The organism is Streptomyces sp. NRRL WC-3618 (assembly GCF_001280005.1).
GTDB lineage: Bacteria > Actinomycetota > Actinomycetes > Streptomycetales > Streptomycetaceae > Streptomyces.
Window position 1 is genome coordinate 19485 of record NZ_LGDW01000497.1, and the last position, 9706, is coordinate 29190.

At 71.6% G+C, this 9706-nt stretch carries 4 protein-coding genes and 3 pseudogenes; 4 read left to right on the forward strand and 3 right to left on the reverse strand.

Annotation, left to right across the window (positions count from 1 at the left end):
• Positions 1 to 5: 5 nt before the first annotated feature.
• Positions 6 to 923: pseudogene (locus ADL01_RS40620) on the forward strand (serine hydrolase); the annotation flags it as partial.
• A gap of 33 nt (positions 924 to 956) precedes the next feature.
• Here the strand turns inward: ADL01_RS40620 and ADL01_RS40625 are convergent.
• The 3 genes and pseudogenes from ADL01_RS40625 to ADL01_RS47100 form a co-directional block, all read right to left on the reverse strand.
• Positions 957 to 2552: a phytoene desaturase family protein gene (locus ADL01_RS40625; RefSeq protein WP_053747131.1), complete on the reverse strand. Its 1596-nt coding sequence runs from the start codon at positions 2550 to 2552 to the stop codon at positions 957 to 959.
• A 132-nt stretch (positions 2553 to 2684) separates the two neighbouring features.
• Positions 2685 to 4916, reverse strand: coding sequence for a serine/threonine-protein kinase (locus ADL01_RS40630; protein ID WP_053747132.1), 2232 nt, complete (start codon positions 4914 to 4916; stop codon positions 2685 to 2687).
• Positions 4917 to 4977: 61 nt separating this feature from the next.
• Positions 4978 to 5134 (reverse strand): annotated as a pseudogene (locus ADL01_RS47100) (DUF2236 domain-containing protein); the annotation flags it as partial.
• 265 nt (positions 5135 to 5399) lie between these two features.
• On the opposite strand from ADL01_RS47100, the gene ADL01_RS40635 reads away from it, so the two are divergent.
• The 3 genes and pseudogenes from ADL01_RS40635 to ADL01_RS45160 all read left to right on the forward strand — a co-directional run.
• On the forward strand, positions 5400 to 7154 hold the full coding sequence (locus tag ADL01_RS40635) for a cellulase family glycosylhydrolase (protein ID WP_053747133.1): 1755 nt from the start codon (positions 5400 to 5402) through the stop codon (positions 7152 to 7154).
• A gap of 89 nt (positions 7155 to 7243) precedes the next feature.
• Positions 7244 to 9370, forward strand: a complete 2127-nt coding sequence (locus ADL01_RS40640) for a beta-galactosidase (RefSeq protein WP_053747134.1) — start codon at positions 7244 to 7246, stop codon at positions 9368 to 9370.
• A gap of 15 nt (positions 9371 to 9385) precedes the next feature.
• A pseudogene (locus ADL01_RS45160) lies at positions 9386 to 9706 on the forward strand (hypothetical protein); the annotation flags it as partial.

Below are 9706 nucleotides of genomic sequence, written 5' to 3' on the forward strand. Positions count from 1 at the left end.
GCCTCCTTCCCGGCGGGACCGGCCGAGGCCGCCCCGACGACGGGCCGTCCCCCGACTCTGCGCTGGTGGCCGGCCATGCCGGTGTCTTCTCGTCGGCGTGGGACCTCGCCGTTCTCGGCCGTACGCTGCTCAACGGCGGCGCGTACGGCAGGGCGCGCATTCTGTCGCCCGCCTCGGTCGAGCTGATGTTCACCGACCCCAACACGGCCTTCCCCGGGGACGAACACGGTCTCGGCTTCGAGCTCTACCAGCACTGGTACATGGGTGCGACGGCCACGCCCCGCACCGCCGGGCACACTGGTTTCACCGGCACTTCACTCGTCCTCGACCCGACGACCGACTCCTTCCTGATCGTCCTCAGCAACTCCGTGCATCCGGTGCGCAGTTGGCGTTCCGGCTCCGCGCCCCGGGTCGCCGCCGCGAACAACCTGGCCCGCGCGGTGCCGGTCCGCCCACGCCATGGACGTACGGCCCGGTTCTCCGGCACGGCGACCTCGACGACGGCGACGCTCACCCTCCCGCCCCTCACCACCGCCGTCGACTCCCGGCTGAGCTGCGCGCTGTGGTGGGACACCGAACCGCAGTCGGACGTCCTGTCGCTGGAGGCGTCGGCCGACGGCGGCGGGACCTGGCAGCCGGTCCCGTTCACGACCACCGGCGCCGACGGCACCCCGCAGGGGCACCCGGCGGGCACGGCCACCGGCTGGTCGGGGCGCGTCTGGCACCGTCTCTCCGCGTCCCTTCCCACCGCACCGTCCCTCGTCCTGCGCTGACGGTGCACGACCGACCGGCTGTACGTGGGCCGTGGCGTGTACGTCGACGCCCGGCCCGTACGCGACGCCGACGGCACCGTCTTCGACGAGACGCACCCGGCGGACGCGGCACGTATCGAAGCGGTGGGCTGGACGGGGTCCGCGAACTGACCCGGGAACGGGCGAACCGTCCCCGCCCGGTGCTCAGCCCTTGTCCGCCTCCCACACGGCCATGGCGGCGTTGTGCCCCGGCACCCCGCTCACCCCGCCCCCGCGCACCGCGCCCGCCCCGCACAGCAGGACGTTCGGGTGCCGGGTCTCCACGCCCCAGCGCCCGTCGGCCTCCTGGGCGTACGGCCAGGTCAGGTCCCCGTGGAAGATGTTGCCGCCGGGCAGACGCAGGTCGCGTTCCAGGTCGAGGGGGGTCTTCGCCTCGATGCAGGGGCGTCCGTCGGTGTCGGTGGCCAGGCAGTCCGCGAGGGGTTCGGCGAGGTGGGCGTCGAGTTGGGCGAGGGTCGATGTCAGCAGTTCGTCGCGCACTGCGTCGTTGTCGCGGGCGAAAAGCCGTGCGGGGGTATGCAGGCCGAACAGGGTCAGCGTCTGGTAGCCGCGCTCGACGAGGTCCGGGCCGAGAATCGTCGGGTCGGTGAGAGAGTGGCAGTAGATCTCGGACGGCGGCGCGGCGGGCAGTTCACCGGCCGACGCCTGGGCGTGGGCGGCGGCCAGTTGCTCGTACCCCTCGGCGATGTGGAAGGTCCCGGCGAACGCCTCGCGCGGGTCGACGGACGTGTCCTTGAGCCTCGGCAGCCGTGTGAGCAGCATGTTCACCTTGAGCTGGGCGCCTTCGGCGGGGCTCGGCGGGGCGTCACCCGTCAGCGCGGCCAGTTCCTGCGGCGAGGCGTTCACCAGCACGTGCCGGGCGCCGACCGTGCCCTCCCCGTCGGCCGTCCGGTACGTCACCTCGGCGGTGCGCCCGTCCGTGTCCACCCGTACGACCTCGTGGCCGGTGGCGAGCACCGCGCCCGCGTTCCGGGCGGCGCCGGCGAGGGCGTCGGTGAGGGCGCCCATGCCGCCCACGGGCACGTCCCACGCGCCGGTGCCGCCGCCGATGACGTGGTAGAGGAAGCAGCGGTTCTGCCGCAGTGACGGGTCGTGGGCGTCGGCGAAGGTGCCGATCAGGGCGTCGGTGAGGACCACGCCGCGTACCAGGTCGTCGGTGAAGTTCGCTTCGACGGCGGTGCCGATCGGCTCCTCGAAGAGGGTGCGCCAGGCGTCCTCGTCGTCCACGCGGCGGCGCAGTTCGTCGCGGGTGGGCAAGGGCTCCGTGAGGGTGGGGAACACCTTTTCGGCGACGCGGCCGGTCATACCGTAGAAACGCTGCCAGGACTCGTACTCCCGTTCCCCTCCGGTGAGGCGGGCGAAGGCGTCGCGGGTGCGGCGCTCACCGCCTCCGACGAGCAGTCCGGTGGCCAGGCCGTCGCGTTCCACGGGGGTGTACGAGGAGACGGTGCGCCCGCGCACCCGAAAGTCCAGATCGAGATCGCGCACGATCTTCCGGGGCAGCAGGCTGACCAGATAGGAGTAGCGCGACAGCCGGGCGTCGACCCCGGCGAACGGACGGGTCGACACGGCGGCGCCGCCGGTGCCGGCCAGCCGTTCGAGGACCAGCACGGACTTCCCGGCGCGGGCCAGGTAGGCGGCGGCGACCAGGCCGTTGTGGCCGCCGCCGACGATCACCGTGTCGTATCGGTCGGGGAGGCCGGATCGGCCGGGGCGGTCGGGGCGCTCGGGTGCGGGCATGGTTCTTCGTAACACGTGATGATCCACCCCGGCCAGAGGTGCGGGGCCGAGGGGTCGCGAAGTCCACCACGGTCCGGCAGCGCCCTCGGAGGGCGCGGGGAACCGGGGTGGACTTCGCGAGGCACTTCCCGCTCAGTGGCCGGAGGCCCGCTGCTGGCGCAGTGCCGCCACCCGCCGGTACAGCTCGGCGGCCTCCGCGCCCCGGCCGAGCCGCTCCAGACAGTGGGCCTCGTCGTTGCGGCTGGCGAGGGTGTCGATGTGGTCGGCGCCCAGCACCTGTTCGCGGGCGGCGGCAACCCGCCGGTACTCGGTCAGGGCGTCGGGCCAGCGGCCGAGCCAGCCGAGGCCGACGGCCACCTCGCGGCGGCTGACCAGCGTGTCCGGGTGGTCGGCGCCCAGGACCCGTTCGCGGATCGCGCACACGTCGCGTGACTCCGCGAGCGCCTCCTCCCAACGGTCGAGGCGGCCGAGGTTGACGCCCAGACCGTGCCGGGCGCGCAAGGTCTCGGGATGCGTGGGCCCGTTGACCCGGGTACGGTCGTCGACCAGGTCGCGGTACAGCTTGAGGGCCTCCGCGCTGCGGCCGAGGCGGCCGAGACCGATGCCGACCTCGTAGCGGGCGGCGAGCGTGTCGGGGTGATCGGGGCCGAGCGCCTCGGCGCGCGCCACCGCGACCTCCTGGTACGTCCGCAGGGCCTCCGGCCAGCGCCCCAACTGACCGAGCACGTAGGCGACTTCGTACTGTGTGACGAGCGTGTCGGGATGCGCGGCGCCGAGCACCCTGGCACGCGCCGCCGCCACCTCGCAGGCCATGCGGTACGAGTCCTCCAGGCGCCCCAGGCGGCTCAGGTTGAAGGCGAGGTTGTGGCGGCAGCGCAGGGTGTCCGGGTGATCGGGACCCATGGTGCGCTCCCGGGCGGCCAAGACGGTCGTGTAGGCCTGGTGGGCCTCGAAATGACGGCCCAACTGGCCCAGGACGTACGCCGTTTCCTGCCGGGCGGCCAACGAGTCCGGATGGTCGGCGCCGAGGACGCGCTCCCGCTCGCGGGCCACGTGGGTGTACTCGCGCAGGGCGTCGGCGGCGCGGCCGGTGCGGCTGAGGGTGAAGCCGACCTCGTAACGGCTGGCGAGGGTGTCGGGGTGGGCGGGTCCGAGGACGTGCTCGCGTTCGGCGGCGACCGCCCGGTGCACCTCCCCCGCCTCGGCCCAGCGACCGAGGCGCCCCAGGCTCAGGCCCGCGTTGTGCCGCCCGGCCAGCGCGTCGAGCACCTGGGGTGACGGAGCGGGCGGCAGCTGCGGTACGGGTTCGGGGTGGCCCTCGACGGGGCGGGCGATCCAGTCGCCGGTGAGCCCGGCCGACGGATCCGGTGGTGCGGTGCCCGTCCGGGCGCCGGTGGCCTTGTGGCCGGTGGTCATGCCACGGGTCCAGGACGGCAGGCCGGGTGCGCGGGTGGCGGGCTCGGGGGGCCGGAACTGGGGCTGCGGGGTGACGAGGGTCGGCACGTACAGCGGGGTGGCCCGGCCCGCGCTGATCCGGCGCGCCAACTCCCGTGCGTCGCGCGGACGTTCGTCGGGATGTTTGGCGAGGAGGTCCAGGATGGCCCGCTCGAGGAACTCGGGCACGTCCGGGCGGTGGCTGCGCGGCGGCTCGGGCGGGGTGTCACGGTGTCCGACGAGCACCGCCCAGGCGTCGTCGAGATCGAACGGCGGTACCCCGGTGGCCAGTTCGTACAACACGCATCCGAAGGAGTACAGGTCGCTGCGGTGGTCGACCTCGGCGCCGCTGATCTGTTCCGGCGACATGTAGTGCGGGGTGCCCATCGCGATCCCGGTGCCGGTGAGCCGGGAGGTGAAGCCGATGTCGTGCCCGAGGCGCGCTATGCCGAAGTCGCAGATCTTCACCGTACCGTCGGTCAACCGCATGATGTTCGCGGGCTTCAAGTCGCGGTGGACGATGCCCTGTTGATGGGTGTAGGCGAGGGCGGCGGCGACCTGGTCGGCGATGTCGACGACGGCCGGGACGGACAGCGGATGGTGTTTGTTGTCCTCCAGGAGCTGGCTCAGATTGCGCCCGTCCAGCAACTCCATGACGAGGTACAGCACCCCGTCGGCCTCGCCGAAGTCGTGCACGACGGTCACCCCGCGGTGCTGCAGAGCGGCGGCCACCCGCGCCTCCCGCCGGAAGCGTTCCCGCAGGACACGGGTGAAGGAGTGGTCGTGGTGCGGTCCGAGCGGCTTCAGGCACTTCACGGCGACCTGCCGCCCCAGCGACTCGTCGCGAGCACGCCACACTTCCCCCATGCCGCCGCGCCCGATCAGATCGAGCAGCCGGTAGCGGCTCTGGATCAGTCTGGTGTCCGCCATGTCCTGCCGCCGCCCCTGGTCCCTGTTCACCCTCCCCTGGCGCGTCCAGTATGGCGAGCCGTCGTCCGACTTTGTACGGCGCGGGGCGCGAGCCGGGGCCGAGCCGTGAGATGGCCCGCAGACTCGCGGGCGTACGGCGGCGGAGAGGCGTACGCGGGCTGCGCGACGCGCCGCCACAGCGCCTCACGCGCCGGGACGGGCAGCGGTTGCTTGAGGGGCGTGGCGGATGTGGGTCATTGCCGCAATCAGGACCCCCCGAAGCCATTCGATCCGCGTTCAGCAAGTGAAGCGCTTCGACGCTGTCAGCATCTTGCACAGCGCGTCAATGGGCTGGTCGAAAGTAAGTTTCTTCAAGGTGACCCCCTTGTTTCGTATGAAACATCGCATTAACTTGCGTCGACAGGTGAAGCGCTTCGACAGTTCGAACGAGCTCGCGCGTCCCCCACAGACGGAGCCTTCGACCATCCAGAAAGGGAAAGGGACATGAGAGAGTCGCACCCCGCCGCGAGCCGTCCCGGCAGCGCGCTGAGGCGCCTGGCGATCCTGCTGCTCGCACTGGGCGCCACCATCGGTCTGACCCTGGGCACCGCACTCACGGCTCCCGCCGCGGAGGCCGCCCCCGGGAAGGTGCGCGTCCCGGACTCCGCCATGGACGCCGTCGCGGCGATGCAACCCAGCTGGAACCTCGGCAACACCCTGGAAGCGATCCCCGAGGAGACCTCCTGGGGCAACCCGCCCGCCACGCGGGAGCTGCTCGCCAAGGTCCGCTCGGAGGGCTTCCGCAGCGTCCGTATACCGGTGACCTGGAAGGACCACCAGTCGGCCACCGCGCCCTACACCGTCGACGCCGCGTACATGAGCCGCGTGAAGCAGGTCGTCGACTGGGCGCTGGACGAGGGCCTCTACGTAGTGCTCAACGTCCACCACGACTCGTGGCAGTGGGTCAACAAGATGCCCACCGACCACGACAACGTGCTGGCCCGCTTCAACTCGACGTGGACGCAGATCTCGTCGGCCTTCAAGGACGAGCCGCGCACCCTGCTCTTCGAGAGCATCAACGAGCCCGTCTTCGACGGCGCCACCGCCGAGCAGAAGACGAAGCTCCTGAACGAGCTGAACGTCTCCTTCCACAACGTCGTCCGTTCGTCGGGCGGCAACAACGACGACCGCCTGCTCGTCCTGCCCACCGAGTACTGCACCCCGAGCCAGTCGCTGCTGGACGACCTCTACCGGACGATCCGCTCACTGGACGACGACAACGTGGTCGCCACCGTGCACTACTACGGCTGGTGGCCGTTCAGCGTGAACGTCGCGGGCGGCACCCACTACGACGCGGCGGCGCAGAAGGACCTGACCGACAGCTTCACGCGCATGCACGACACCCTCGTCGCCAAGGGCATCCCCGTCTACCTGGGCGAGTACGGCCTTCTCAGCTGGCCCGATCACAACCACCCGTCCAGCGTCGAGCGCGGCGAGGCGCTGAAGTACTTCGAGCACGTCGGTGCCGCGGCGCGCGAGGCCGGTGTGACCACCGCGCTGTGGGACCCCGGTTTCGCCTACCTCAACCGGATCACCCTGAAGTGGCGGGACCCGGCCCTGTTCGCCTGGATCAAGTCGAGCTGGACGACGCGCTCGGGCACGGCCTCCTTCGACCACGTGTACCTGCCGAAGTCGAGCCCGGTCACGGCCCAGTCGCTCACCCTGAACCCGAACGGCACCAAGTTCCGTGGACTCTGGCAGGGCGACTCCAAGTTGAAGGAGAAGCGCGACTACACCCTGTCCGGCACCCGCCTCACCCTCACCGCCAAGGCGCTGACCCGGCTCGCCGGCGACCGTGAGTACGGGGTCAACGCCACGCTGAAGGCCCGCTTCTCCAGCGGACTGCCCTGGCAGATCGACGTGGTGACGTACGACCGGCCGAAGCCGTTGCCGGCCGCCAAGGGCACGACCGAGGAGTTCTACATCCTCACCGACTACCGGGGTGACGAACTGGCGGCGATGGAGTCCACTTACACCAACGGTGACAACGCCGGACCGACCGACTGGAACCCGTACCAGGAGTTCAACAAGGCGTTCGCGCCGGACTACCCGAACAACAAGATCATCCTGACGACCGCGTTCATGAAGGCCCTGCGTGACGGCGAGAAGGTCAATCTGACCTTCCACTTCTACAGCGGAGCCACCGTGAAGTACCAGGTGACCAGGGACGGTACGAAGGTGACCGGTTCGGCCTCCTGACCATCCCTTCCCCTGACGTCCCGGCTGCCGGGCCCGTATCCCGGGCCCGGCACTCGGCCGCCCCCCTCATCTCCACGGAGGAGCACCCCATGGCCGACCTGCCTCCGCGCGTGCTGTTCGGCGCCGCCTACTACCACGAGTACCAGCCCTACGAGCGACTCAAGACCGACCTCGACCTCATGTCGGAGGCGAAGTTCACCGTCATCCGCGTCGGCGAGTCGGTGTGGTCCACCTGGGAACCGGAGAACGGCCGCTTCGAGCTCGACTGGCTGCGACCCGTCCTCGACGGCGCCCACGAGCGCGGTATCGCGGTCGTCCTCGGCACGCCCACCTACGCGGTGCCGCCGTGGCTGGCCCGGCAGTACCCGGAGATCGCCGCCGAGGACGCCACCGGGCGGCGCGCCGCGTGGGGCGGCCGGCAGGAGGTCGACATCACGCACCCGGCCTTCCGTTTCCACGCGGAGCGGGTGATCCGCGCGATCACGGCCCGTTACGCCGACCATCCCGCGGTCATCGGCTTCCAGGTCGACAACGAGCCCGGCCCGCGACTGCCGCACAACCACGGCGTCTTCCAGCGGTTCGTGGACGATCTGCGGCAGCGCTACGGCGATGTGGAGACCCTCAACCGCGAGTGGGGGCTGGTGTACTGGTCGCACCGGCTGTCCACCTGGGCCGACCTGTGGAAGCCGGAGGGCAACGCGCAGCCGCAGTACGAACTGGCCTGGCGGGCGTTCCAGGCCCGGCAGACCACCGAGTTCATCGCCTGGCAGGCCGGCATCGTGCGCGAGTACGCGAGGCCCGGCCAGTTCGTCACCACATGCCTGGCGTACTGGTCCCCCGGCCTGGAGGACGACGAACTCACCGACGGCCTGGACGTCACCGCGGGCAACCCGTACTACGACATGCAGGACAGCCTGACCATGCCGGATCCCCCGCACGCGAAACTGCCGGGGCAGTGGATGGACCACGGGGTGTGGGCGCTGCACCAGAGCGCCGACCGGATCTACTCCTCGCGCCAGGAGCCGTTCCTGGTCACGGAGACCAACGCCCAGGCGATCGGCGGCACTTCGGACAACCGGCCCGCCTTCGACGGGCAGTGGCGCCAGGCCGGGTGGGCGCTGGTCGCGCGCGGGGCCCGCATGATCGAGTACTGGCACTGGCACACGCTGCACTTCGGCACCGAGACGTACTGGGGCGGGATCCTCCCGCACAGCGGCCGGCCCGGGCGCGCGTACGCCGAACTCGCCCGGCTGGGCGCCGAGTTCGACCGTGTCGGAGACCTGGTCGCCGGGATCACACCGGACGCCGACATCGCGATGGTGTACTCGGCGCCGAGCAAGTGGCTGATGAACAAGTACCCGCCGCTCGCCGGCGCCGACGGCGGTCCGGACGCGGGCGCGTACGAGGGCATCTTCGGCCCGTTCTACCGGGGCGCGTTCGAGGCAGGACGGCAGGTACGGATCCTGCACGCCCGCCAGTTGCACGACCCAAGCGGCCAACGCCCGGGACTGTCACCGGAGTCGGCGGCCGAGCGGCACCCGGTTCTCGTCGCCGCGGGGCTGTACGTGGCGGACGACAGCACGCTGGACTGGCTCGCCGCGTACGCCGAGGCGGGCGGCCATCTCGTCCTCGGTCCCCGCACCGGTTATGGCGACCACGAGGCGCGGGCACGCCACGAGGTGACACCGGCGCGGCTGGTCAAGGCCGCGGGCGTCCGGTACGACGAGTTCAGCAACCTCCACGTCGACCTGCCGTTGCGCGGCGCGCCGGACAGTCCGCTGCGGCTGCCGGAGGGCGCGGTGGCCACCCGCTGGGTGGAGGGGCTGGCCGTGGACGACGCCGAGGTCCTGGCCGAGTACGACCACCCGCACTTCGGTCGCTGGCCCGCCGTCACCACCCGCCGCCATGGCGCGGGGCGTGTCACCACCGTTGGTACGGTGCCCGGCCGTGAGCTGGCCCGTGCGCTGGCCGTCTGGCTCGCACCCGCCCCGGCCAGCGGCTGGCAGGACCTGCCGGACTCGGTCACTGTCGCCACCGGCGCCGCTCCCGACGGCCGGCGCGTCCACGTCGTCCACAACTGGAGCTGGCGGCCGGTCACCGTCCAGGCCCCGGTGGACCTGTCCGACGCCCTGGACGGCGGCGCGGTCCCGGCGGGGACGTCTGTGGAGCTCGGCGCCTGGGACGTCCGTGTTCTTGCCGCCCCACAGGAGCGGTAACCGGGGGAAAGAGTCGTGACGGCCAGAAACGAGCCGGCGCCGCAGCACAACGGGAAGGCCGCGCCGGCTCGCGGGCCGGCGTCGGTGACCATCGCGTACATCGCGGAGTCGGCGGGTGTCTCGGTCCCCACCACGGTGTCTCCTATGTGGGTGCCCAACGTCAACGGCGGGCGGTCCGGGACCCGCCACCTGACCGAGAGGGGACACCGGCGCATCGCCATGCACGACGCCGCCGACCGCCGGGTGAGCTCCCGGCGGTCGGCGCGTTACGGGCACCGTGGCACGATCACCCCCGGCCCCCGGCCCCCGGCCCCCGTTCTCCGGTCAGCTGGCGGG